This window comes from Paraburkholderia phosphatilytica (assembly GCF_003443895.1).
GTDB lineage: Bacteria > Pseudomonadota > Gammaproteobacteria > Burkholderiales > Burkholderiaceae > Paraburkholderia > Paraburkholderia phosphatilytica.
This window is the reverse complement of the sequence record NZ_QQOA01000003.1, coordinates 130,284-152,442: the sequence shown is the minus strand read 5'-3', so window position 1 is coordinate 152,442 and position 22,159 is coordinate 130,284. Positions and strand designations below refer to the sequence as shown.

The window sequence follows — 22,159 nt, the reverse complement described above, 5'->3', positions numbered from 1 at the left end:
CCTGTGTGGCCGGCATCATGAACGAATGCTGTTATCTTCTCAGGCGCCGCCGCGCGCCGCGTACAACGTCGTAGGACTGTATCGATGTCGACCTGGTTACTCCCCGAGAATATTGCCGACGTGCTGCCGTCCGAGGCGCGCAAGATCGAAGAGCTGCGCCGTCGGCTCCTCGACCGCTTCCGTTCGTATGGCTATGAGATGGTGATGCCGCCGTTGCTCGAGTACCTCGAGTCGCTGCTGACGAGCGGCGGCACCGATCTGAACCTGCGCACCTTCAAGCTCGTCGACCAGCTGTCGGGCCGCACGCTGGGCCTGCGCGCGGACATCACGCCGCAGGTCGCGCGCATCGACGCGCATCTGCTGAACCGCCAGGGCGTGACGCGCCTGTGCTACGCGGGCAACGTGCTGCACACGCGTCCGCGCGGCCTGCACGCTACGCGCGAACAGGTGCAGATCGGCGCTGAAATCTATGGCCATGCGGGACTCGAGGCCGATCTGGAAATCCAGCAGCTGCTGCTCGACACGCTGCATCTTGCTGGCCTCGGCAAGGTCCGTCTCGATCTGTGCCACGCGGGCGTGCTCGCCGCGTTGATCGACGGCGATGCCACCGCGTCGGCCCTTGGTGAAGCGCTGTATGACGCGTTGGCCGGCAAGGACGTGCCGCGCCTCGCCGAATTGACCGAGCCGCTCGCGCCGCAGGTTCGCGCCGCGCTGCGTGCGCTGCCGTCGCTCTACGGCGACGCATCGATCCTGACGGAGGCGCGCGCGCGCCTGCCGGCCACCCCCGCGATCGGCCGCGCGCTCGACGACCTCGCGTTCCTCGCAAGCCAGGTGGACAGCGCCGAAGTGATGATCGATCTCGCCGATCTGCGCGGCTATGCGTATCACAGCGGCGTGATGTTCTCTGCGTACGTGGACGGCGTGCCGAATGCGGTCGCGCGCGGCGGCCGTTACGATCACGTCGGCCAGGCATACGGCCGGGCCCGTGCCGCAACCGGCTTCTCGCTCGATCTGCGAGAAGTTGCGCGGATCTCGCCGGTCGAAGCGCGCAGCAGCGCGATCCTCGCGCCGTGGCAGCACGACGACGCGTTGCGCGCGGCGGTCGTCGCGCTGCGCGACGCGGGCGAGATCGTGATCCAGGCGCTGCCCGGCCATGACCACGATCTGGACGAATTCGCGTGCGACCGCGTGCTGGTCGAGCGCAACGGCGCGTGGGTCGTCGAAGCACGGCCCTGACGCGTGACGACGCGCGGGAAGCGCGCGCAGGCCGCTAGCACAGTCGGTCCGAGCTGTCTTCCCGTATCCCGAAAACCGCGCATACCGTTGAGCGGAAACGGAAAAATTCGAATCCGGCCGCGAACCCAGGTAAAATGCGTTTTTAACCAGCTAACGAAACACCATGTCTGCCAGCGCAGTGAATGTGAATCCCGGGCGCAACGTCGTCGTCGTGGGCACCCAGTGGGGCGATGAAGGCAAAGGCAAGATCGTAGACTGGCTGACGGACCACGCCCATGGCGTCGTGCGTTTCCAGGGCGGTCACAACGCCGGCCACACGCTGATCATCGGCGGCAAGAAAACCATCCTCCGGCTGATCCCGTCGGGCATCATGCGTCCTGGCGTTGCGTGCTACATCGGTAACGGTGTCGTGCTGTCGCCCGAAGCGCTCTTCAAGGAAATCGGCGAACTCGAAGGCGCGGGCATCGACGTGCAGAAGCGTCTGTTCGTGTCCGAAGCCGCCACACTGATCCTCCCGTACCACGTCGCGATCGACCTTGCGCGCGAAGCGCGCCGCGGCGCCGGCAAGATCGGCACGACGGGCCGCGGCATCGGTCCGGCGTACGAAGACAAGGTCGGCCGCCGCGGTCTGCGCGTGCAGGATCTGTTCGAGCCGAAGGCTTTCGCCGAACGCCTGCGCGACAACCTCGATTTCCACAACTTCGTGCTGACGCAGTACCTGGGCGCGGCCGCGGTCGACTTCCAGCAGACGCTCGACACGATGCTGAGTTATGCCGACCGTCTCGCACCGATGGTGACGGACGTGTCGCGCCGCCTCTACGACGAGAACCACGAAGGCCGCAACCTGCTGTTCGAAGGCGCGCAGGGCACGCTGCTCGACATCGACCACGGCACCTATCCGTTCGTCACGTCGAGCAACTGCGTCGCGGGTGCCGCCACGGCGGGCGCGGGCGTCGGTCCGCAGAAGCTCGACTACATCCTCGGCATCACGAAGGCGTACTGCACCCGCGTCGGCGCGGGTCCGTTCCCGAGCGAGCTGTACGACGCGGACAACCCGCAACGCCAGGAAGACGTCGGTCTGACGCTCGCCACAGTTGGCAAGGAATTCGGCTCGGTCACAGGCCGTCCGCGCCGCACCGGCTGGCTGGACGCGGCCGCGCTGCGCCGTTCGATCCAGATCAACGGCGTGTCGGGCCTGTGCATCACGAAGCTCGACGTGCTCGACGGTCTCGACGAAGTGCAGCTGTGCACCGGCTACACGATCGACGGCAAGTCGGTGGACATCCTGCCGCGCGGCGCATCGGAAGTCGCGCGCTGCGAACCGGTGTACGAGACGTTCGGCGGCTGGAAGGAAAGCACCATCGGCATCAAGGAATGGGACAGGCTGCCGGCCAACGCGCAGGCGTATCTGTCGCGCGTGCAGGAAGTGGCCGGCGTGCCGATCGACATGGTGTCGACCGGTCCGGACCGCGACGAGACCATTCTGCTGCGCCACCCGTTCAAGGTTTGATCGATGACACAGGGTGTTCCCATGATCGCGATGAAAGACCCGCGCAACGACGACCGCAACCTGTGGGTCGGCTGGGATGAGTATCACCGTCTGATCGAGCTGCTGGCGCTCGCCGTGCATGAGTCGCGCTGGAAGTTCGACCAGATCCTGTGCCTTGCGCGCGGCGGTCTGCGCGTGGGCGATCAACTGTCGCGCATCTACGACCTGCCGCTCGCGATCCTCGCGACGAGTTCGTATCGGGAAGCGGCCGGCACGGAGCAGGGCGACCTCGACATCGCGCAGTACATCACGATGACGCGCGGCGAACTGTCCGGCAACGTGCTGCTCGTCGACGATCTGGTCGACTCGGGCGTGACGCTCGCGCGCGTGCAGCAGCACCTGAAGGACCGCTATCCGGCGGTCACCTCGGTGCGTTCCGCGGTGCTCTGGTACAAGGCGTGCTCAAAGGTCAAGCCTGACTACTACGTGCAGCATCTGCCGACGAATCCATGGATCCATCAGCCGTTCGAGGAGTGGGACACGGTGCGCCCGCACAACCTGGGCGCATGGATCAAGCGCGGCACCGCGCAGGACCAGACGACGCCGGGCGCCTGAGCGCTTCGGGCGCGGTGGCGTCCGTAGTTGCGTCATATCGTTGCACGATGATGAACGGAGCCCTTCGTGGCTCCGTTTCTGTTTGCAGAGGCATCGCGGCATTACAGCGTGGTGTCCCCACAACAGCGGAAGGCTGGTTGTAATCCGGGTTTAGAATAGCGCTCGTTTTCCGCGAGGACGGATTTCACGCTTTATGACCGACACTCATCACGAGCACAAGCAGCCTCTCATCTCTCTCTCGATCGCCGCCATCGGCGTCGTATTCGGCGACATCGGCACGAGCCCGCTGTATTCGCTGCACGAAGCCTTCAGTCCGTCGCACGGCATCCCGTTGACCAATGCATCCATTCTCGGCGTGATCTCGCTGCTGTTCTGGGCGATCGTCATCGTGGTGGGCATCAAGTACGTGCTCTTCGTGATGCGAGCGGACAACAACGGCGAGGGCGGCGTGCTCGCGCTGATGGCGCTGTCGCTGCGCTCGTTCGATCCGAAGACGAAGGCCGCGGGCCTGCTGACCATGCTCGGCATCTTTGGCGCGTGCATGTTCTATGGCGACGCGGTCATCACACCCGCGATCTCGGTTATCTCCGCGGTCGAAGGTCTCGAGATCGCGGCGCCGAAGCTCGCGCATCTCGTGCTGCCGCTCACCATTGTCATCCTGGTCGTGCTGTTCTGGATCCAGCGGCACGGCACCGCGACGGTGGGCCGGCTGTTCGGTCCGATCATGATCCTGTGGTTCATCGTGCTCGCGGTGCTCGGTGCCGGGCACATCGTGCGCGAGCCCGGTGTGATCGCCGCGCTCAATCCGTACTACGCATACAGCTTCATGGGCGCGCATCTGCTGCAGGCCTACGTCGTGCTCGGCTCGGTCGTGCTGGTGCTGACGGGTGCGGAGGCGCTCTACGCCGACATGGGGCACTTCGGCGCGAAGCCGATCCGTTGCGCGTGGTACACGCTCGTGATGCCGTCGCTGGTGCTCAACTACTTCGGCCAGGGCGCGCTTCTGATGCATGACCATCGCGCGATCGCAAACCCGTTCTTCCTGCTCGCGCCGGACTGGGCGCTGCTGCCGCTCGTCGTGCTGTCGACGGTGGCCACCGTGATCGCGTCACAGGCGGTGATCTCCGGCGCGTATTCGCTGACGAGCCAGGCGATCCAGCTCGGCTACGTGCCGCGCATGAAGGTGCTGCACACGTCGGAGCTGTCGATCGGGCAGATCTACGTGCCGGTCGTGAACTGGATGCTGCTCTTCATCATCCTGTGCATCGCGATCGCGTTCAAGAGCTCCGACAACCTCGCGGCGGCCTACGGCATAGCGGTGACGGCGACGATGGTGATCACCACGATCCTCGCGGCCGTCGTGATGGTGAAGGTGTGGAAGTGGAACAAGATCGGCGTTGCGCTGATCATCACCGCGTTCATGATCGTCGACGTCGGCTTCTTCGGCGCGAACCTGCTGAAGGTCGAGGAGGGCGGATGGCTGCCGCTGTGCATCGGCGCGCTGCTGTTCTTCCTGCTGATGACGTGGTTCAAGGGGCGCATGATCGTGAAGGAGCGCACCGCCGCCGACGGTATTCCGCTGATGCCGTTCCTGCAGGGGCTGCTCGCGCATCCGCCGCATCGCGTGTCGGGCACGGCAATCTATCTGACCGGCAGCGACACGCTCGTGCCGGTGAGCCTGCTGCACAACCTGAAGCACAACAAGGTGCTGCACGAGCGCACGATTTTCCTGACCTTCCGCACACTGGACATTCCGTATGTGAACGACGCGGACCGCGTGACGGTGAAGGAGATCGGCGGCGGGTTGTATCTCGTGAAGGCGGCCTACGGCTTCAATGAAACGCCCGACGTGAAGGCGGTGCTGCTCGACGTCGGCCGCACGCACGATATGACCTTCGAGATGATGGACACGTCGTTCTTCCTCGCGCGAGAAACGGTGGTGCCGACGCAGTTGCCGGGCATGTCGGTGTGGCGCGAGCGCGTGTTCGCGTGGATGCACCAGAACGCCGCGAAGCCGACCGATTTCTTCAGCATTCCGGCGAACCGAGTGGTCGAACTCGGCACGAAGATCGAGATCTGATGGCGGGATCGAATCGCGCCTTCGAGCGCGCGCGATAGGTCGACGCAAGCAGAAAGCCCACTTTTTTACGTGGGCTTTTTGCTTTTGTGGCGTGGTTCGGGCGTGTCGCGCCCGAACCTTGGCGCGCTACGAATCAGCGCTGCTTGAGCTTTGCAAACGCCGCGGCCATTGCGCCGGCCGGTTCCGGATCGCGCGAACGCTGCGGCTGGTAGCCGCGGCCGCTGCCGCCCGAGCGTCCGCCGCGGTCCTGCTGCGAACCCGTGCCGGCGCCGCCACCAGCCCGCGGCCCACCGCCCGCGAAATCGTCATCGAGGCGCATCGTCAGCGAAATGCGCTGGCGCTTCACGTCGACCTCCTGCACCTTCACCTTGACGATCTGGCCGGCTTTCACGACTTCGTGGGGGTCCTTGATGAACTTCGTCGACATTGCGGACACGTGCACGAGACCATCCTGATGCACGCCGATATCGACGAACGCGCCGAACGCCGCGACGTTCGTGACCACGCCTTCGAGCACCATGCCTGGCGCGAGGTCCGAAATCTTCTCGACACCTTCGCGGAACGTCGCCGTCTTGAACTCCGGACGCGGATCGCGGCCCGGCTTCTCAAGTTCGCCGAGAATGTCGCGCACGGTCGGCAGACCGAAGCGCTCGTCGACGAATTCGGTGGGCGACAGGCCCGCGAGCGCATCGCGGCTGCCGAGCACATCGCCGATCGCGCGCTTGACCTTCGCGAGAATCCGTTCGACGACCGGATATGCCTCAGGGTGCACCGACGAGCGGTCGAGCGGATTCTCGCCGCCATTGATGCGCAGGAAGCCGGCCGCCTGCTCGAAGGTCTTGTCGCCGAGACGTGGCACCTTGCGCAGATGCTCGCGCGACGGGAACGGACCGTTCGCGTCGCGGAAATCGACGATATTGCGCGCAAGCGTCGCGTTGAGACCCGACACGCGCGCGAGCAGCGCGACCGATGCGGTGTTCGCGTCGACGCCGACCGCGTTCACGCAGTCTTCGACCACTGCGTCGAGCGAGCGCGCGAGTTCGCGCTGGTTCACGTCGTGCTGGTACTGGCCGACGCCGATCGCCTTCGGTTCGATCTTGACGAGTTCAGCGAGCGGATCCTGCAGACGCCGCGCGATCGACACCGCGCCGCGCAGCGACACGTCCAGTTCCGGAAATTCCTTCGCCGCCAGTTCTGACGCCGAATAAACCGACGCACCGGCTTCGGACACGACGATCTTCTGCAGCTTAAGCTCCGGATGCTTCGCGATCAGTTCGCTCGCGAGCTTGTCCGTTTCGCGCGATGCCGTGCCGTTGCCGATGCTGATCAGCTCGGCCCGGGTCTGCGCGGCGATGCGCGCGAGCTTCGCGAGCGAGCCGTCCCAGTCGCGGCGCGGCTCGTGCGGGTAGATCGTATCGGTCGCGAGCAGCTTGCCGGTGCGATCGACGACTGCAACCTTCACCCCGGTACGGAGGCCCGGGTCGAGACCGATCACCGCCTTCGGGCCGGCCGGCGCCGCGAGCAGCAGGTCCTTCAGGTTGCGCGCGAACACGCGGATCGCCTCGGTTTCGGCGGTGTCGCGCAGGTTCGTCAGCAATTCGTTTTCGAGGTGCGGCTGCACCTTCACGCGCCAGCACCAGCGGCAGACGTCGGAGAGCCACTTGTCCGCCGGCCGCCCCTGGTTCGCGATGGCGAAGTGGCGCGCGATCATCGCTTCGCCCGGATGCGGCGCCTGCGCGTCGAGCTCTTCGCCGAGCCCCAGCTTCACCGTCAGCACACCCGCGTTTCGGCCGCGGAAGAGCGCGAGCGCGCGGTGCGACGGCACGGTCTTGATGGTTTCCGAGTAGTCGTAATAGTCGCGGAATTTCTCGCCTTCTTCGCCTTCCTTGCCTTCCACGACAGCCGAAGACACGACGCCCTGGTTCTGCAGGTAATCGCGCAGCTTGCCGAGCAGTTCCGCGGTCTCGCCGAACTGCTCGGAGAGGATGTCGCGCGCGCCGTCGAGCGCCGCCTTCACGTCCGCGACGCCCTTCTCGGCATCGACGTACCGCGCTGCTTCGGTCTGCGGGTCGAGCAGCGGATTGGCGAGCAGCGCATCGGCGAGCGGCTGCAGGCCGGCTTCGCGGGCGATCTGCGCGCGCGTGCGGCGCTTCGGCTTGTAAGGCAGATACAGGTCTTCGAGCACCTGCTTGCTGTCGGCGGCTTCGATCGCGGCGCGCAGTTCACCGGTGAGCTTGCCCTGCTCGTCGATGCTCGCGATGATCGCGGCGCGGCGGTCTTCCAGCTCGCGCAGGTAGAGAAGCCGCTCTTCGAGCGTGCGCAGCTGCGTGTCGTCGAGATTGCCCGTGACTTCCTTGCGGTAGCGCGCGATGAACGGCACGGTCGAGCCTTCGTCGAGGAGCTGCACGGCCGCGGCGACCTGGCGCGGTTGCACGGCCAGTTCGGTGGCGATGCGCTGGACGATCTTGAGTGCTACGGTTTCCGTCATAACGTGTTCAGGTTCCTGCCAGACTGGATCAGGCCCCGGCGGCGTGTCCAAAGCGCGACGCGCCGCTCGCGGCCGGGTTGCCGAAGCGGGGCATTTTGCCATAAATGCCGGGACGTTCAAGCGCGGGATGTTAGAATTTCGGGCATGTCCAGCCGCTCATCCACGACGTTGTCGACCTCCCGTTTCTTAGCTGATTTCCGTCTCGCGCGGCCTTTCGCGCGCGGCCCGTTCGCGATCGTTGCCGCCGCACTGTCGCTCGCCGTGTCGCCGGCGGTCTTCGCGCAGGATGCATCGGGCGGCGCCTCTCAGCTTCAATCGCAGCCGCAAACGCAAACGCAACCGCAACCGCAGGGCAGCACGCGGACACCTGCCGGTGCATCGTCGGCGACGCCGGTCATCGCGGCCTCGGGCCTGACCGCGAATGGCGACGTCGCATCGACGGATATCGATCACCAGTTCGATACGCGGCAGGCGGCGCTCGATCGCCGCACGGCGGAGAACAACTACCAGTATGGCGTCGCGCAGCACAACTGCTACAGCAAATTCTTCGTGAATCACTGCCTCGGCAAGGCGCGCGACTCGATGCGCACCGTGCAGGCCGACATTCGGAAGGAACAGCTCGGGCTCGACGACGAAAAACGCGCCGCGCACGCGCTGCAGCGCGACCAGCAGCTCGCGTTGCAGCGCGCGCAGGACGAGGCGCAGGCGCCGCAGCGCGCCGCGGACGAAGCACGCAACCAGCAGCAGTACGACCAGAAGCAGCAACAACACGCGATCGATCAGGCGCAGCGCGCGGCCGAAGCGCCGCAGCGTGCCGCCAACGAGCAGCAGTACGAGCAGAAGCAGCAGCAACATGCGATTGACGAGACGCAGCGCGGGGACCGTGCGCCGCAGCGGGCGGCGAACCAGCAGGCGTACGATCAGAAGCAGTCGGACTACCAGCGCCGGCTCGCAGAGGCGCAGGCGCAGGGGCAGCAGAAGGCGCAGGAGCGCGTCGAGAAGCAGCAGAGCTACGCGCGCAAGCAGGCGGACGCCGCGCAGCACAAGGCCGACGTCGAGGAGCGCCAGAAGCAGGCTGCCGAGAAGGCCGCCCAGAAACAGCAGCAGGACGAGCAGCAAAAGCAGCAGCAACAACAGCAACAGCAGAATCAGTAACGGGTTTTTTGCCGGACAGCAACCTCAGGCGGGCCTGCCCGTTGGCGGTCTTGCCGCTCTCAAGAGGAGGCGAGCATGCGCGACCCCCGTCACGCCGTCGACGCGAACACACTTCGCGACCGGATCCTGCAACTGGAGTCGGAGCACAGTGGGCTCGACCGGTTGATCGACAGAATGTCGGACGAGCCCGGCTTCGACGACCTCGAGCTGCAGCGCCTGAAAAAGCGCAAGCTCAAGGTCAAGGACACCATCATCCTGCTGCAGTTGCAGCTGGAACCGGACGCGCGGAACTGAGCTCGCGGCGTGGCAGGCGCCGACGCTGCGCGCGGTCCGGATTTTGCAGGAATCGCTTGCCTTGAATTCACCGCATGTTTCTTCTTCCCGCGTGTCCGGCGACGACGGCGCGAGCGTCGGCGCTTCTTCGTCCGCGTCCTCGTCAGCCGGCCCGGCTGCCGCAGGCGCGCGCCGGGGCGCAGACGCGCCCACGCTGAACCCCAAACGCATCGCCGAACTCGACGACATCTTCGCCGCGAACGGGCTGCTCGCGCGGCAGATCGACGGCTACCGGTCGCGTGCGTCGCAGATCGAGATGGCGCGTGCTGTCGCAGCCGCAATGGAGGCCTCCGGCAAGGCGCTGCCCGAGCCCGCGATGTTCGAAGCGCAGCGCCGCCCGGCACGCCGTCTGCAAGGCGCAGGCGAAGCGAGCGGCGGCGCGGGCGCGGAAGCAGCACAGGACGGGGCCTCAGCCGCGGATGCTGGCGAGAACACGCTGATCGTGGAGGCCGGCACCGGCACCGGCAAGACCTATGCTTACCTCGTGCCCGCGATGCTGTGGGGCGGCAAGGTGGTCGTCTCGACCGGCACCAAGCACCTGCAGGATCAGCTGTTTCAGCGCGACATTCCGACGGTTCGCGACGCGCTCGCGGTGCCGGTCACGGTCGCGATGCTGAAGGGCCGCGCGAACTACCTGTGCCACTACTATCTGCAGCGCACGGCCGACAACGGCCGTCTGCCGTCGCGACAGGAAACGTCGTATCTGCAGGAGATCGTGCGCTTCGCGAAGATCACCCGCACCGGCGACAAGGCCGAACTCGCGAGCGTACCGGAGACGGCGGCGGTGTGGTCGATGGTCACGTCCACGCGCGACAACTGCCTGGGCCAGGAGTGTCCGCATTACAAGGACTGCTTCGTGATGCAGGCGCGTCGCGAGGCGCAGCAGGCCGACATCGTCGTCGTCAATCACCATCTGTTCTTCGCGGACATCATGCTGCGCGACACAGGCATGGCCGAACTGCTGCCCACGGCGAACACCGTGATCTTTGACGAAGCGCATCAGTTGCCGGAGACTGCGACGCTGTTCTTCGGCGAGACGCTTTCGACCGCGCAGTTCCTGGAGCTTGCGCGTGACTCGGTTGCCGAAGGTCTCGGTCATGCGCGCGATGCCGCGGACTGGGTGAAGCTCGGCGCATCGCTCGAACGTGCCGCGCGCGACGTGCGCCTCGCGTTCAAGGAAGACGTGCTGCGCGTGTCGGTCGGTCAGTTGCCCGACGATCATCCGCTGTTCGACGCGCTCGACGTGCTCGAGAAAGAACTGGCTGCGATCTCGACCACGCTCGCGGGGCAGGCCGAACGCGCGGAGTCGATCGGCGCGTGCCAGCGCCGCGCGCGCGAGCTGCAGGACATCCTCGCCGGCTGGACCACGCCGCCGACGGCTGTCGAGCGCGAAGCGGCCACGCCCGACGGCGATGCGGCAGCCACGGCCGCGGCGCAGGGCGACCCGAACGAGAAGGTGCGTTGGGTCGAAGTGTTCTCGCATACTGTTCAGTTGCACGAGACACCTTTGTCCGTCGCGCCGATCTTCTCGAAGCAACGCGCCGGCGTGCCGCGCGCGTGGATCTTTACGTCGGCGACGCTGTCGGTGCGGGGCGACTTCACGCACTACGCCGCGCAGATGGGTCTCAATGCGCGCCGCTCGATGACGCTGCCCAGTCCGTTCGACTACGGCACGCAAGGTCTGCTATACGTGCCGCGCAATCTGCCGCAGCCGTCGTCGCCGACGTTCACCGACGCCGTGTTCGATGCGGCGTTGCCCGCGATCGAAGCATCGGGCGGCGGCGTGTTCATGCTGTGCACGACGCTGCGCGCGGTGGATCGCATTGCGACGAAACTGCGCGATGCGATCGAGTCGCGCGGCTGGGGTTATCCGCTGCTCGTGCAGGGCGATGCGAGCCGCACCGAACTGCTCGAACGCTTCCGCGCGTATGGCAATGCGATTCTGGTTGGCAGCCAGAGCTTCTGGGAAGGCGTTGACGTGCGCGGCGATGCACTGTCGCTCGTCGTGATCGACAAGCTGCCGTTCGCGCCGCCCGATGACCCGGTACTCGCCGCGCGTCTCGATGCGCTGACGAAGAAAGGGCTTAGTCCGTTTGCCGTGCATCAGTTGCCACAGGCTGTCATCACGTTGAAGCAGGGCGCTGGGCGTCTGATTCGCGCGGAGACCGATCGCGGCGTGCTGATGATCTGCGATACGCGGCTCGTGGATAAACCGTATGGGCGTCGCATCTGGCAAAGCCTGCCGCCGTTCAAGCGGACGCGGGAGATCGACGTGGTGCGCGCGTTCTTCGAAGAAGCGGCTATGCCGCCTGAGGATGAGGTTCACCGCTAAACGCGGATCGTATGATGCTAACGAAATCGAAAGCCTGCTAAAAGCGAAAGCCTGAAAATACGAAACCCAAAAGCAAAACGCCACGGAATGAATCCGTGGCGTTTTGCCTTGTGCCGTCCGGAAAGCCAGCCGGCTTTCCGGTACAGCGGCTGATGCAGCTTACTGGCTTGCGCCCGAAGCCGGAGCAGCCGTAGCTGCCGACGCCGAAGCGTCCGAAGCAGCAGCGCCAGCATCCGAAGCAGCGGTCGAGGCCGAAGCAGCAGCGTCGCTCGCAGCAGCAGCAGCGCCCGATGCAGCCGCTGCCGAATCCGACGCAGCAGCAGCCGGTGCCGAAGCAGCCGTTGCATCGCTAGCCGCCGGAGCGGCCGACTGGTCGCTGCTCTTGTTGCATGCGGCCAGTGCCACGGCTGCCAACAGGGATGCTACGAGGAGGGATTTCTTCATGATCACGTCCTTTTATGGTTAAAGGTAAGCAACAGCGCAAAATAATACCGGTAATGTGCTCCAACACCGACCTGGGCCGCTGGTGGAGATGCACTTCATGAGCGTGAATCTTCCCTACGGCTTGGGCGGAAATTATATGCACTTTCATACTGACCGTCGACAAATGCGGGTCAATACGTTGTGTTTCCCAAACAAAATTTCACCTTACGATACGGCTTGCCGCAACCCTTATCCTAACGCGGCGCGGCGGCTCTAGCCAGCCTTTGCAACGCCTTCCCGAGACCCCTTGGAAGCGTGCTCAGGCTTGCCGGCCGGAGGCCCGACCTGTATCCAGCCCGCACGATACCACTCGTGTAGCAAGGCTGTCACCGACCATTCGTCAGATAGTGTTACAAAGCGTTTCGCATCGAGAAACCGTCGATCAGCTAGTTCCGACAGCCATTTCTTCGCTGCATTTCCCACTTCCGACCAGCGCTCTTCCTCACCGTTGATATAGAGGTTGCGCGTGTCGTACAACAGATTTGTCCTGCGATCCAGGCGTACCCCATGTTGCGATGCACGGCGGATAAACTGCGCTTCGTTCAGCGGTTTCGCGGGCGGCTCGAAGAACACGCTCGGCTTCGGCTCGCTCAGATATGCCCCGAGAAACGCAGCGATGTCGCGGCTACCCCACGTGACGCTCGCAAGTATCGAGCCAACCCGTTCGATCAGCGCGCCGGGCAACTGCGCGGGGAGACTGACGGCTTCCTGCTTCGGATCGCGGTAGAGCGCATCGCGCGGCTTCGATGCTTCGCCGCGCTCGGCCAGATAGTAGAGGAATTGCGCTGACAATTCCGCTTCGGATGGCGCGCGAAAGCCAATCGAGCAGGTCATGCATTCGCCCTCGGCGATGCCGTCATGCGCGATATGCGGAGGCAGATAGAGCATGTCGCCGGGCTCCAGCACCCACTCTTCTTCGGGCTCGAAGTGCTGTAAAACTTTCAACGGCAGGTCAGCGCGCAACGACAGATCGCGCTGCCGGCCAATCCTCCAGCGGCGCTTGCCGTGCACCTGCAGCAAAAACACATCGTACGAGTCGAAGTGCGGACCGACGCCGCCGCCGTCGGTCGCGTACGAAATCATCAGATCGTCGAGCCGCGCGTCGGGCACGAAACGGAAGCGGTCGAGCAGCGCACGCGCGCGGTCGTCGTGCAGATCGACACCCTGCACGAGCAGCGTCCACGCGCGCTTGCCGGGCGATGGAAGTTTATCCGCCGCGAATGGCCCATGCTCCATCTGCCAGCGCTGACGGAAGTGCGTGACGAGACGCGATTCGACCGCGTCGTCGGCAGCGAGCTCGAACAGTTCGTCGCGACCGAGCGGTGCCTCGATATCGGGAATCGCCTGGCGGATAAGCAAGGGCTTTTTCTGCCAATATCGGCGCATGAATTGCGACGGTGTGAGATGCCCGAGCAATGCAGTCGTCTTGTCCGGCGAAACAGGAGAGGGCGGAGAGGACGGCGATGGCGCGACGGCAGAGGAAGGTCCGGTCAAGCCTTGGCCGGACGGAAGGGCTTTGGGCCGCGTCGGCATCGTATAATGAGCGTTGTATTCTGGAGAGTCGAATGAAAATCGCAAAGAACACCGTCGTGTCGGTCGCTTACAAGCTGTCGGATGCCCAGGGCAATCTGATCGAGGAAAGCGACGAGCCGATGGTCTATCTGCACGGCGGCTATGATGGCACGTTCCCCAAGATCGAGGAAGAGCTCGACGGCCATGAGCCCGGCTTCCAGACCCAGATTCAGCTCGAGCCGCAAGATGCGTTCGGCGAGTACGACCCGGAGCTTGTGAAGATCGAACCGCGTAACCGGTTTCCCGAACCGCTCGAGATCGGCATGCAGTTCGAAGGCACGCCTGAGGAAGGCGACGAAGATCTCGATTCGCTCATCTACACGGTCACCGATGTCGCGGAAGACAAGGTGGTGCTGGATGGCAATCATCCGCTCGCCGGCATGGCGCTGCGTTTTGCGTTGACTGTGAAGGAAGTGCGTGCCGCGACGGACGACGAAATCGAGCACGAGCACGCGCATGGCGCGGAAGGCCTCGAAATCGCCGATGAAGACGAGGACGAAGACGACGATTCGTCACGGCCCACGCTGCACTGAACCCGCCGCGGCCGACGCCGGCGAGGCTGGCGTTGGTGTTGGGGTTGTCGGCAGGATGGGCGGCAAGTCGGGTGGTAGTTGAGGCGACTGCGGCGGTGCCGACAGTTGACCTGACGAAGATGGCGACACCGGCGCAACAGGCGATGACGAAGGCAGCGTGCCCGGCATTCCGTTGCGCTGTCCATCAAACGCCGGCGGCGCGCCCGGTCCGGTCTCATGCGGTACCGGCGCCAGCTCGGATGCTGGCGGCAAGGTCGGTACCTCCGGCATCGACGGTGCCGGTTCCATATTCGGCGGCGTGGTGGGCGAGGGCGGCATTGGCAGCCGCTTCGGCACATCGCGCACGCTCACGCGAAACGGCGGACGTTTCACCATGTCCGCATCGATCTGTATCCACTGGTTCAAACGGTCACGCGGCGCGATCTCGATGCGCGTCAGGTTGTCGACCCGAATCCCCTTGTCGTTGCGCAGTGGCTGATCGATCCGGAAGCCGCCTGGAATCGGTGTGTCTGCCGCGTGAATCAGCAGCACCGGTCCGCGAAACGTCTCCGCGAGCTTCACCAGACTTCGCTTCAGTTCGAGAAAACCATCGCGATGTTCGTTGCGCGCGAAACGTAGCCATGCGAAACGTTCAGGCCGTTCGTAGCGTTCCGGGTCGGGGTCGGCCTGCATGAAGATCACGACCGCATGCGCGCTGCGGCGGCGCGCGAACTCGGCCGCATGGTCAAGCCAGAAAGCGTTCGCGATCACGCGATCCTCGAACTCGCCGTTGCGGCCGCCGCCATACAGATAGTGGTTGTTCGGCCCCGGCACGTTGAGCCCGATGAATACCGTGTCGCCTGTCAGCCATCGCACGTTCTCGCGATACGGGCGAAAGCGCGATACCTCGCTCTCGCGCGTGAGCGGCAGCGGATTCTGGCCGAGCGACGTCGGATCGCTCAATAGCGTCTGGCGCAACTGGTCGAGCCGTTCGACCGGATCGTAGCCGCCTGCCTGTGCGGTGCCGCAGTCGGCCCAGTCATGTCCGCCGGGCACGAAGAACAGCGGCGCCTTCGACGTTTCCAGCACCGTCTGCCGGTTCTCGTACAGCGAATCGCGGCAGGCTTCCTTCGCGCCCTTCAGGTTGCCGTCGTACACGACGAACGACAATGCACGCTCACGACTGATCGCATCGAGCAGGCGGACTGTGGGCGCTTCGTCGGTGGGGCTTTGCATGGTGTCGCTGACGACCGCGAACGAAAAGCGCGGCGATTGCGCGTGCGCTGCGACCGGAGCCAGCGAAGCGATACCGAGCGCCAACGTGGCCAGCAGCACGCTGGCACGCGCGTGCGCGTGTGAGTACGCGTGCCAGCGTGCAACGCCGCGCGCCCGGCAGACGCGGACGTCACGCGGCTGCGCGTCGCGCGGCCTAGCGCTCGCTGTCCAGCGACGCAGCCAGCTCATGCAGTTCGTACAGCAGATCGAGCGCGTCGCGCGGCCGCAGATCGTTCGGGTCGATCGCGCGGAGTTTGTCGAGCACCGCGAGTGTCGCGGGATCGTGGTGAGCTGAGCCAGCGGCGAGCTCCGCTGCCGCGTCATCATCGTCGGCATCTTCGACGATCGCGTGAGCGGCTGCGGCAAACAGATCGAGCTGCGAAGACGGCTGCGCGGCCGACTGCTGCTCGAGCAGCGTCAGATGCTTGCGCGCCGCGCGGATCACTGGCGACGGCACGCCCGCGAGCTGCGCGACCTGCAGACCGTAACTCTGGCTCGCGGGGCCTTCGTCGACGGCATGCAGGAACACGATGCCGTGTCCGTGCTCGACGGCGGACAGGTGCACGTTGGCCGCCTGCGCGAATTCGAGCGGCAGCTGCGTGAGCTCGAAGTAGTGCGTCGCGAACAGCGTGTGACACTGGTTGTGCGACAGCAGATGCCGCGCGATTGCCCACGCGAGCGCGAGGCCGTCGAAGGTCGACGTGCCGCGACCGATCTCGTCCATCAGCACCAGACTCTGCGCGGTCGCGTCGTTGAGGATCGACGCCGCTTCGGTCATCTCGACCATGAAGGTGGAGCGGCCGCCGGCGAGATCGTCCGCGGCGCCGATGCGCGTGAAGATGCGGTCGATCGGACCGAAGCGCGCATGCTTCGCTGGCACATAGCTGCCGACGTACGCCATCAGCGCGATCAGCGCGGTCTGCCGCATGAAGGTCGACTTGCCGCCCATGTTCGGGCCGGTGATGAGCAACAGCTTGCGTTCGCTGCCGAGCGTGCAGTTGTTCGCAATGAACTGCTCGACCTGCGCCTCGACCACAGGATGCCGTCCTTGCTCGATTTCGACGCCAGGCGTATCGGAAAACGACGGCGAAACCCAGTCGAGCGCGCGGGCCCGTTCCGCGAATGCGGCGAGCAGATCGAGCTCCGCGAGCGCCATCGCGATGCGCTGGCAGTCGGCGATGAACGGCAGCAGCGACTGCAGCAGCGCGTCGTACAGCGCGCGTTCGCGGGCCAGTGCGCGTTCCTGCGCGGACAGCGCCTTGTCTTCGAACGTCTTCAGCTCGGGCGTGATGTAACGCTCGGCGTTCTTCAGCGTCTGACGGCGGCGATAGTCGTCGGGCACCTTGTCGGTCTGGCCGCGCGTCACTTCGATATAGAAGCCGTGCACCTTGTTGTATTCGACGCGCAGGTTGTTGATGCCGGTGCGCGTGCGCTCGCGCGTTTCGAGGTCGAGCAGGAACTGTCCGCAGTTCTCCGAAATATCGCGCAATTCGTCGAGGTCGGCGTCGTAGCCGCGCGCGATCACGCCGCCGTCGCGGACCATCGCCGCCGGTTCTTCGGCTACGGCGCGCGCGAGCAGATCCGCACAGCCGGCGGGTGGTTCGAGCGCGGCTTCGATGCGCGACAGCGTTTGCGCACCCTGCGCGCTTTCGGCCACGCGCGCGCGCAGCGCCGGCAGCGCGGCGAACGTGTCGCGCAGGCTCGACAGGTCGCGCGGGCGCGCCGACAGCAGCGCGAGACGGCCGGTGATGCGCTCCACGTCGGAGATCTGCCGCAGCGCGCCACGCAGTGCGTCGAGGCTTGCGTCGCCGGTGGCGTCGAGCAGCGCGCCGATCGATTGCTGGCGAGCCTGCGCGACCGCGGCATCGCGCGGCGGATGGTGCAGCCAGTGGCGCAGCAGACGGCTGCCCATCGTCGTGCAGCACGTGTCGAGCAGCGAACAGAGCGTAGGCGACTCGGTGCCGCGCAGCGTTTCCGTCAGTTCCAGATTGCGGCGCGTGGCCGGATCGAGCCCGATGTACTCCGATTCCGTTTCGACCTTCAGGCTGCGCACGTGCCGCAGCTGTTGCCCTTGTGTGGAAGCCGCGTATTGCAGCAGCGCGCCCGCGGCGCCGCACGCGGCCGTCAGCGAATGCGCGCCGAAGCCGTCGAGGCTCGCCACTTCCAGCTGGTCGCACAGACGCTGCGCGCCGGATGCGATGTCGAAGTGCCACACCGGCACGCGCGTGAGCGCGCCGCTGTTCGCGGGCGGGGTCCAGTTCGACGCATCCGCGGGTGCGTCCGCGATCAGGATTTCAGCGGGATGGATGCGTTCGAGCGCGGCCGCGACCTGGTCCGGCGCGACCTCCGCAAGCCGCAATGCGCCGCTGGCAAGATTGAGCCACGCGAGGCCGACATGGGTCGCGACGCCGCGGCGGTTGTGCGCGGCGCAGAGCGCGAGCAGATAGACGTCGCTCTTGTCCGACAGCAGCGCCGCGTCGGTCAGCGTGCCCGGCGTGACGACGCGCACGACCTTGCGTTCGACCGGACCTTTCGACGTGGCCGGGTCGCCGATCTGTTCGCAGATCGCGACGGATTCGCCGAGCTTCACGAGCTTCGCGAGATATTGCTCGACTGCATGATGCGGCACGCCCGCCATCTTGATCGGCGTGCCCGCGGACGCGCCGCGCTGCGTGAGGGTCAGGTCGAGCAGGCGCGCGGCCTTCTCGGCGTCTTCGAAGAAGAGCTCGTAGAAGTCGCCCATCCGGTAGAACACGAGCGTGCCCGGATGCTCTCCCTTGATGCGCAGGTACTGCTGCATCATGGGCGTGTGTTGCGCGATGTCGCCGGCCGGCGCGGTGTGTGTAGCCATCCTCGTTGTCCTGCGGTTTCCTGTGCTCAGGGCGTGAGTTTAACCCGCCCATAGGTGCCGTGAAGTCGGCCGGATGGTCAAAAACGCATCGACGCAACGCTACTCCACCATCGCGTGCATATCGACGCTGCGTTCGTTCGCGGCGCGGCGCCGCTTCGCGAGCCACATCATCACGGTGATGAAGCTGCCGAACACGACGATGATCCACTGCACGGGTATCTTCGCCGTGAGCAGGATCGCGTAGGCGCCAAGCATCAGCAGCACGGCGAGATTCTGGTTGAAGTTCTGCACCGCGATCGAGTGGCCGGCCGAGAGCAGCGTCGCGCCGCGATGCTGCAGCACCGCGTTCATCGGCACGATGAAAAAGCCCGACAGCGAGCCGAGAATGATCATCAGCGGGTACGCGAACACGATGTAGAACGGTGCGAACAGCGGACCGACGCGGATACCCGATCCAGCGGGAAAAAGTCCCTTGCTGTAGAACGACATCGCGACGGCGACTGCGCCGGTGAGGATGCCGATCGGCAGCACCTTGAGGCCGCTGCGCAACGGCACCCATGCGGCCGCTGCTGACGCGCCCACTGCGATGCCGATGCCCGTCACGCCCTGCATCACCGCGGCCTTGGAGAGCGACAGGCCGAGATTCGCGTCAGCCCATTTGAGCACGAGCAGCTGCATCGTGACCGCGCCGCCCCACATCAGCGTCGTGACCCACAGTGCGATCTGTGCGAGCTTGTCCATCCACAGCACGTGGAAGCAGTTCGCGAATTCGCCGACCAGCTTGCCCGGCTCCTTCAGCCGGTTCTCGTAGCGCGCGCCCGTATCGGGAATCCAGATGTTGATCGCCGCGGCCGCCGCATAGGTAATCATCACCGCGAGCATCGCGAGGTCCGCGGCGGTGTGGATGATGGGCAGATGCAGACGCGCAACGATATGGCTCGCGACCGTGCTGATCAGCGCGCCGCCGAGCATCGTGCCGACGATCGTCGACAGCACCGTGGCCGACTCGAGCCACGCGTTCGCCTTGACGAGCTGCGCGGGCGGCAGCAGCTCGGTGAGAATGCCGTACTTCGCCGGAGAATATGCGGCCGCGCCGAAGCCGACCACGCCGTACGCGATCATCGGATGCACGCCCATGATCATCATCAGGCAGCCGCCTGCCTTCAGCGCGTTCGAGACGAACATCACGTGGCGCTTCTGCATCGCGTCGGCGAACGCGCCGACGAACGGTGCGAGCAGCACGTACGAGATCGTGAAGAAGATCTGCAGCAGCGGCGTCACCCACGGCGACGAATGGATCACCGACAGGATCGCGATCGCGGCGATCAGCAGCGCGTTGTCGGCGAGCGACGACACGAACTGCGCGGCGATGATCGTATAGAAGCCAGGTTTCATGAGGCGGTCGAGCGTCATGCGCATGCATGGCGTGAAGGGGCATCCGGCGCGGATGACGTTCTGCCGCTTTTACCACGAACCGCGCGGGTTGCGCAGATTCCGGCGCGGACGCCCGGGGGGCGCGGGCTCGCGGGCAGTTCGTGGTCAAAGCGGCGGGCGGCAATGAAAAAGCGGCCGGAGCCGTGGCTCAGGCCGCTTTCGATGCTGTTCGACTACATGGACTGCCGCGCGGTTTCGCGCGGAGCCGTCGAACGGCGGTGCGCGTCTGCGCGCTTACGCCGACGGTTGCCGCGTGCGGCTGTGGCGCGTGAGGACCGGCACCATCTGCGCATAGATCTTCGGATTCGCGGCGACGATCTCGCCGACGTGCAGGAAGTCCGAGTCGCCCGTGTAGTTGCCGACGAGACCGCCGGCTTCGGTGATCAGCAGGCTGCCCGCCGCGACGTCCCATGCATGCAGGCCCTGCTCGAAGAAGCCGTCCATGCGGCCGGCCGCGACGTTCGCGAGGTCCAGCGCGGCGGCGCCCGCGCGGCGCAGGCCGGCGCAGACGCGCGTCATGTCGGCGAAGAGCTCGCCGTATGCTTCGACGCCGTCCTTCTCGCGGAACGGGAAGCCCGTGCCGATCAGGCCATCGGCGAGACGATCGCGGCGGCCGACGCGGATGCGGCGGTCGTTCAGGAACGCGCCGCGGCCGCGCGACGCGGTGTACAGGTCGTTGCGGGTGGGATCGTAGACGACGCCCTGCGTGACGATGCCCCGGTGTACGAGCGCAATCGACACGCAGTAGTACTGGAAGCCGTGGATGAAATTCGTGGTGCCGTCGAGCGGATCGATGATCCACTGGTACTCGGAGTCGTTGTCCGACTTGCCCGATTCTTCCGCGAGGATCGCGTGATCGGGGTAGGCGGTCTTCAGCGTATCGATGATCGCCGCTTCCGATGCCTTGTCGACCTCCGTGACGAAATCGTTGTGCTGCTTCTTGCTGACCTGGACGAGGTCGAGATCGAGGGAGGCGCGGTTGATGATCTGGCCGGCGCGGCGGGCGGCCTTGACCGCGATGTTGAGCATGGGATGCATGAGCTGTAATCCTTGTGCCGGAAGCCTGCGGGCGAACCGGACGATGACTGGAAAGCACCGGAACGGTGTCGGGCACACGTTCCGTCGACGGAGTACGAATTGGATAAGAGCAATGCGCCGCGGCGCGAATTTCGTGATTTTACCTGAGTCTGGCTGCGATCGCCGCGATCGTGCGTCAGACGGGGCATGCGGCAATGGCGGAGCGCGAATGTTGGCCGAACGGCCGATTGGGCGCATCTTCCGTTGGGCGCTACCATAGCGTTTCGATGGCCGCTTTTCCTCGCGCCCCTTTGGATTCCCCGTTTTCCGCTTGCTTCGTCTTCGTATCGTGACTCAACCGCATCCACCGTCTTCCCCGTCGCCCGATCCGGCAGGCGCCACCGATAGCGCCGGCCCGGTGCGCGGCGGCTTTACGTCCACCCGTTTCGTACTCGTCGAGCCGAGCCACCCAGGCAATGTCGGCGCCGCGGCCCGCGCGCTGAAGACGATGGGCTTCTCGCGGCTCGTGCTGGTCGCGCCGCGGGTCGATAACGTGCAGTCGCATCCGGATGCGGTCGCGATGGCGAGCGGCGCCGACGACGTGCTCGCGTCCGCGCACGTGGTGCCGTCCCTCGCCGATGCGTTGAGCGGCGTGCAGTGGTCGGTCGCGTTGACGGCGCGCAGCCGCGAGTACGGGCCGCCGCAGATGCCACCGCGCGTACTGGCGCCGCACGCGTCCGGGCACGCGACGCAGGGCGACATCGCGCTTGTGTTCGGCAATGAGCGCACCGGCCTCTCGAACGACGACGTCGAGCGTTGCAGCGTGCTCGCGCACATCCCGGCCAATCCCGCGTACAGCTCGCTGAATCTTGCGCAGGCGGTGCAGGTACTGGCTTACGAACTGCGGCTGGCCTATCTGGGCGCCGACGCTGCCCCGGCCGCACCGGCGCCCGCGGCGACGGTGGGCACGCGCGCCGCCAGCGACGAGATCGAGCGGATGTTCGTGCATCTGGAAAACGCGCTGATCGCGCTCGATTTCCTCGACCCGGCCAACCCGAAGAAGCTGATGTCGCGGCTGCGGCGGCTGTTCGCGCGCTCTGGGCTGGAGCGCGAAGAGGTGAACATCGTGCGCGGCATCGCGAAACACATCCTGCTGAAGACGAAGCACGACGAGCACTAGCGGCAGCGTGGGGCAAGGGCGGCTTGCGCCCACGGGCCTCATGCGCGGACGGCCCGCCAGGCCGACCTTGCTCGCTGCGGGGACTTCCGGCAGCGTTTCCGGCTTCG

At 65.6% G+C, this 22,159-nt stretch carries 16 protein-coding genes; 9 read left to right on the top strand and 7 right to left on the bottom strand.

Annotated features, from left to right (window positions below):
- Positions 1-84 precede the first annotated feature (84 nt).
- The 4 genes from DVS29_RS04250 to DVS29_RS04235 all read left to right on the top strand — a co-directional run bounded on the left by DVS29_RS04250 (position 85) and on the right by DVS29_RS04235 (position 5,420).
- Positions 85-1,236, top strand: a complete 1,152-nt coding sequence (locus DVS29_RS04250; protein WP_118179190.1) for an ATP phosphoribosyltransferase regulatory subunit — start codon at positions 85-87, stop codon at positions 1,234-1,236.
- A gap of 163 nt (positions 1,237-1,399) precedes the next feature.
- Entirely contained in the window at positions 1,400-2,746 is a 1,347-nt protein-coding gene (locus DVS29_RS04245; RefSeq protein WP_118179189.1) for an adenylosuccinate synthase, read from the top strand.
- Between the two features lie 3 nt (positions 2,747-2,749).
- Positions 2,750-3,340 carry a phosphoribosyltransferase gene (locus tag DVS29_RS04240; protein ID WP_118179188.1) on the top strand — a complete coding sequence of 197 codons (591 nt, stop codon included), beginning with the start codon at positions 2,750-2,752 and terminating at the stop codon, positions 3,338-3,340.
- 193 nt (positions 3,341-3,533) lie between these two features.
- The gene (locus tag DVS29_RS04235; RefSeq protein ID WP_118179187.1) at positions 3,534-5,420 is read left to right on the top strand and encodes a potassium transporter Kup; all 1,887 of its coding nucleotides are present in this window, start codon (positions 3,534-3,536) and stop codon (positions 5,418-5,420) included.
- Between the two features lie 133 nt (positions 5,421-5,553).
- Here DVS29_RS04235 and DVS29_RS04230 read toward each other — a convergent pair whose 3' ends face one another.
- Positions 5,554-7,908 carry a Tex family protein gene (locus DVS29_RS04230; protein ID WP_118179186.1) on the bottom strand — a complete coding sequence of 785 codons (2,355 nt, stop codon included), beginning with the start codon at positions 7,906-7,908 and terminating at the stop codon, positions 5,554-5,556.
- Between the two features lie 144 nt (positions 7,909-8,052).
- On the opposite strand from DVS29_RS04230, the gene DVS29_RS04225 reads away from it, so the two are divergent.
- The 3 genes from DVS29_RS04225 (at position 8,053) to DVS29_RS04215 (ending at position 11,728) form a co-directional block, all read left to right on the top strand.
- The gene (locus DVS29_RS04225) at positions 8,053-9,063 is read left to right on the top strand and encodes a hypothetical protein (RefSeq protein ID WP_240655456.1); all 1,011 of its coding nucleotides are present in this window, start codon (positions 8,053-8,055) and stop codon (positions 9,061-9,063) included.
- A 75-nt stretch (positions 9,064-9,138) separates the two neighbouring features.
- Positions 9,139-9,357 carry a DUF465 domain-containing protein gene (locus DVS29_RS04220; RefSeq protein WP_118179185.1) on the top strand — a complete coding sequence of 73 codons (219 nt, stop codon included), beginning with the start codon at positions 9,139-9,141 and terminating at the stop codon, positions 9,355-9,357.
- 61 nt (positions 9,358-9,418) lie between these two features.
- Positions 9,419-11,728 carry a DNA repair helicase YoaA gene (locus DVS29_RS04215; RefSeq protein ID WP_118179184.1) on the top strand — a complete coding sequence of 770 codons (2,310 nt, stop codon included), beginning with the start codon at positions 9,419-9,421 and terminating at the stop codon, positions 11,726-11,728.
- A gap of 159 nt (positions 11,729-11,887) precedes the next feature.
- Here the strand turns inward: DVS29_RS04215 and DVS29_RS37750 are convergent, their stop codons facing one another.
- Both DVS29_RS37750 and DVS29_RS04200 read right to left on the bottom strand, forming a co-directional pair.
- Complete coding sequence (locus DVS29_RS37750; RefSeq protein WP_118179183.1) at positions 11,888-12,172, bottom strand: hypothetical protein; 285 nt, start codon at positions 12,170-12,172, stop codon at positions 11,888-11,890.
- A gap of 252 nt (positions 12,173-12,424) precedes the next feature.
- Positions 12,425-13,744, bottom strand: a complete 1,320-nt coding sequence (locus tag DVS29_RS04200) for a JmjC domain-containing protein (RefSeq protein ID WP_118179181.1) — start codon at positions 13,742-13,744, stop codon at positions 12,425-12,427.
- Positions 13,745-13,776: 32 nt separating this feature from the next.
- On the opposite strand from DVS29_RS04200, the gene DVS29_RS04195 reads away from it, so the two are divergent.
- On the top strand, positions 13,777-14,316 hold the full coding sequence (locus DVS29_RS04195; RefSeq protein ID WP_118179180.1) for an FKBP-type peptidyl-prolyl cis-trans isomerase: 540 nt from the start codon (positions 13,777-13,779) through the stop codon (positions 14,314-14,316).
- Here the strand turns inward: DVS29_RS04195 and DVS29_RS04190 are convergent.
- From DVS29_RS04190 to DVS29_RS04175, 4 genes are all read right to left on the bottom strand, one after another.
- Positions 14,296-15,759 carry a hypothetical protein gene (locus tag DVS29_RS04190; protein ID WP_240655454.1) on the bottom strand — a complete coding sequence of 488 codons (1,464 nt, stop codon included), beginning with the start codon at positions 15,757-15,759 and terminating at the stop codon, positions 14,296-14,298. The genes DVS29_RS04195 and DVS29_RS04190 overlap by 21 nt on opposite strands.
- On the bottom strand, positions 15,725-18,421 hold the full coding sequence (gene mutS, locus DVS29_RS04185; RefSeq protein WP_118179179.1) for a DNA mismatch repair protein MutS: 2,697 nt from the start codon (positions 18,419-18,421) through the stop codon (positions 15,725-15,727). The genes DVS29_RS04190 and mutS overlap by 35 nt, the downstream gene beginning before the upstream one ends.
- Positions 18,422-18,520: 99 nt before the next feature.
- A complete protein-coding gene (lplT, locus tag DVS29_RS04180) occupies positions 18,521-19,816 on the bottom strand; it encodes a lysophospholipid transporter LplT (RefSeq protein WP_118179371.1) in 1,296 nt (431 codons plus the stop codon).
- Positions 19,817-20,089: 273 nt separating this feature from the next.
- On the bottom strand, positions 20,090-20,893 hold the full coding sequence (locus DVS29_RS04175) for an inositol monophosphatase family protein (RefSeq protein ID WP_118179178.1): 804 nt from the start codon (positions 20,891-20,893) through the stop codon (positions 20,090-20,092).
- A 328-nt stretch (positions 20,894-21,221) separates the two neighbouring features.
- Between DVS29_RS04175 and DVS29_RS04170 the strand changes: the two genes are divergently transcribed.
- Complete coding sequence (locus DVS29_RS04170; protein WP_164707841.1) at positions 21,222-22,052, top strand: RNA methyltransferase; 831 nt, start codon at positions 21,222-21,224, stop codon at positions 22,050-22,052.
- Positions 22,053-22,159: the final 107 nt, after the last annotated feature.

What these genes read in the sequence shown, in the direction of transcription:
- DVS29_RS04235 (WP_118179187.1), top strand. Translation starts at nt 3,534, where the DNA reads ATGACCGACACTCATCACGAGCACAAGCAGCCTCTCATCTCTCTCTCG.
- DVS29_RS37750 (WP_118179183.1), bottom strand. Translation starts at nt 12,172, where the DNA reads ATGAAGAAATCCCTCCTCGTAGCATCCCTGTTGGCAGCCGTGGCACTG.
- DVS29_RS04175 (WP_118179178.1), bottom strand. Translation starts at nt 20,893, where the DNA reads ATGCATCCCATGCTCAACATCGCGGTCAAGGCCGCCCGCCGCGCCGGC.
- mutS (WP_118179179.1), bottom strand. Translation starts at nt 18,421, where the DNA reads ATGGCTACACACACCGCGCCGGCCGGCGACATCGCGCAACACACGCCC.
- DVS29_RS04250 (WP_118179190.1), top strand. Translation starts at nt 85, where the DNA reads ATGTCGACCTGGTTACTCCCCGAGAATATTGCCGACGTGCTGCCGTCC.
- DVS29_RS04195 (WP_118179180.1), top strand. Translation starts at nt 13,777, where the DNA reads ATGAAAATCGCAAAGAACACCGTCGTGTCGGTCGCTTACAAGCTGTCG.
- DVS29_RS04230 (WP_118179186.1), bottom strand. Translation starts at nt 7,908, where the DNA reads ATGACGGAAACCGTAGCACTCAAGATCGTCCAGCGCATCGCCACCGAA.
- DVS29_RS04200 (WP_118179181.1), bottom strand. Translation starts at nt 13,744, where the DNA reads ATGCCGACGCGGCCCAAAGCCCTTCCGTCCGGCCAAGGCTTGACCGGA.
- DVS29_RS04220 (WP_118179185.1), top strand. Translation starts at nt 9,139, where the DNA reads ATGCGCGACCCCCGTCACGCCGTCGACGCGAACACACTTCGCGACCGG.
- DVS29_RS04240 (WP_118179188.1), top strand. Translation starts at nt 2,750, where the DNA reads ATGACACAGGGTGTTCCCATGATCGCGATGAAAGACCCGCGCAACGAC.
- DVS29_RS04190 (WP_240655454.1), bottom strand. Translation starts at nt 15,759, where the DNA reads ATGAGCTGGCTGCGTCGCTGGACAGCGAGCGCTAGGCCGCGCGACGCG.
- DVS29_RS04225 (WP_240655456.1), top strand. Translation starts at nt 8,053, where the DNA reads ATGTCCAGCCGCTCATCCACGACGTTGTCGACCTCCCGTTTCTTAGCT.
- DVS29_RS04245 (WP_118179189.1), top strand. Translation starts at nt 1,400, where the DNA reads ATGTCTGCCAGCGCAGTGAATGTGAATCCCGGGCGCAACGTCGTCGTC.
- lplT (WP_118179371.1), bottom strand. Translation starts at nt 19,816, where the DNA reads ATGAAACCTGGCTTCTATACGATCATCGCCGCGCAGTTCGTGTCGTCG.